Origin of the sequence: Streptomyces sp. NPDC050636 (assembly GCF_040654775.1) — a bacterium.
Taxonomy (GTDB): domain Bacteria; phylum Actinomycetota; class Actinomycetes; order Streptomycetales; family Streptomycetaceae; genus Streptomyces.
In genome coordinates, this window is sequence record NZ_JBFAIP010000251.1 from 1 (window position 1) to 1,802 (window position 1,802).

Annotated in this window: 2 protein-coding genes; both read right to left on the reverse strand. The window is 68.5% G+C overall.

Annotated elements, in window-relative coordinates; all coding sequences use genetic code 11:
• Nucleotides 1–41: 41 nt before the first annotated feature.
• Entirely contained in the window at nucleotides 42–812 is a 771-nt protein-coding gene (locus AB0I10_RS41055) for a calcium-binding protein (RefSeq protein ID WP_363157838.1), read from the reverse strand.
• A gap of 262 nt (nucleotides 813–1,074) precedes the next feature.
• The gene (locus AB0I10_RS41060; protein WP_363157839.1) at nucleotides 1,075–1,410 is read right to left on the reverse strand and encodes a hypothetical protein; all 336 of its coding nucleotides are present in this window, start codon (nucleotides 1,408–1,410) and stop codon (nucleotides 1,075–1,077) included.
• Nucleotides 1,411–1,802 lie beyond the last annotated feature (392 nt).

The following is a 1,802-nucleotide window of genomic DNA, read 5'->3' on the forward strand; positions in this document are numbered from 1 at the left end:
CGCGCCGCGCCCCCCCCCGCCCCCCACGACTGCTGGGGGCGCTACTGCACGTCGACGTAGTCGCCAGTCGCCTTGACGGCCGGAGTGGTCGAGGTGCCGGCGAAGTTCCAGCGCCAGTAGCCGTCTGCGGACGCGGTGGCCGTGGCCTTCAGGTCACCGGTGCCGGAGGTGTTCACCGTCTGGAGGGTGGTGTAGGTGCTGGTGCCCGCCTTGCGGAACTGGAGCTTGACCGGCTGGGCGGTGTAGCCCGCGTAGGTGTCGGTGTCCCAGTTGGCCCGGGTGAGCCTCCCGGTGACCGTGAGGGGTTTGCCGGCGGCTATCGGCTCCGGGCTCGCGTTGACGGTCAGTTTGGAGAGGCGCTGGAGTCGGACGGTGGTGTAGGCGTCCCGCACCGCCCGGCTGTCGTCATTCGCCCACACCTCGACGCCGACCTTCCAGGTTCCGGCGTCGGCGTTGGTGAGCCACCAGTCCGGTTCGAAGGTGAAGGTCTTCGAGCAGGTGGAGGTGGTCGCTGAGGAGGCGACGCAGTCCGCGGGGGTGGTGTCCTCGTTCGGCTTGATGTAGCCGTCGGGGTTGTCGGGGTCGGTGCCGCGCCAGAGGTGGAAGTCGGCGTCCCAGATGCCCGAAGGGTCGGTGGCGGTCACCGACACCGTGACCGTCTTGTCGGCGAGGCCGATCTCGATGTCCTTGCCGCCGCTGACGGCGACAGTGGTGATCTGGATGTCACCGACGGTCTCGTCCGCGTACGCGGCGGTGGTCCCGCCCAGCGCGACGGCAGCCCCGAGTACAGCGAAGATTGCGCGCTTGCGCATGAATCTCCCCAGTGTGCAGAAGAAGCCCGCCGGTTGCACGGCGGGCGAAGAATGAGGCGCCAACGTAAGCAGACGGCCACACCCTCACAACGGCTGGTCGATCACACCCGACCCCGGGGAAACCGGGCCACTCCGGGGGGACAGGCCGGTTCCGCGAATACCAACCATTACTGCGAGTCTTCCAGGCTGCGTCTACAACCGCCGCCCTCGCCTGACGGGGGACCCGGCCCGCCGGGGCGAGCCCCTCCCGACGCATCACTGGTCAGAGGCGGCGCACCCGGCCGGCGATCAGGTGTCCGACCAGCAGATAGATCGCGGCAGGCAGACCGTAGTTGAGGGCGACGCGCAGCCCTTCGGTGTCCATGGTGAAGATGTCCCGCGCCCACCAGGCGAGCGAGTCCGCAACGCTCTTCACGAACTGGACGAAGACGTTGCCCTGGTTCGCGTCGAGCAGGTAGAAGACGATCCAGAGCCCCAAGAACGCGGCGGCTACGTCGGCAAGCGTATGGATGATCAGGGCCGCCCGCTTTGCGGCGGTACCGCCACGGCCGTCGCTGTACCGGTCATCTACGGGCAGGCATTCGCGTCTGTGGCTCATGGGAGTCGCAATCTGACGTACGCAGCGCCTCGACAGTGGAGAAGAGCGATTACGGCCAGGGCAGCCACCCCCCACAGGAGTCACCCTGGCCGTGATCGCACACGGGGCGACCAACGCGCCCGTATGCAGTTCTGCGTCGCAGCATGCTGCCGCGTTACCCGGCCGAGCGATACATCCCATGTGCGCGGACATATGCACTCTTCCAGGCGCCTGATCGTGCGGGTGTGACACTCGACCAACCGGTGGCGCAGTAGGAAGCAGCCGACTGGTCATCGGCATACGTGGATCCGACGGCTCCCCCCGTGCCAGGCGGATCCGCCACCCGGCGCGGGCGGCGCTACCTACCTCTGCGGCCCCGCCCGCGCCGGCCGCACCAGCGCCGCAGCGGCCAC

What these genes read in the sequence shown, in the direction of transcription:
- AB0I10_RS41055 (WP_363157838.1), bottom strand. Translation starts at nt 812, where the DNA reads ATGCGCAAGCGCGCAATCTTCGCTGTACTCGGGGCTGCCGTCGCGCTG.
- AB0I10_RS41060 (WP_363157839.1), bottom strand. Translation starts at nt 1,410, where the DNA reads ATGAGCCACAGACGCGAATGCCTGCCCGTAGATGACCGGTACAGCGAC.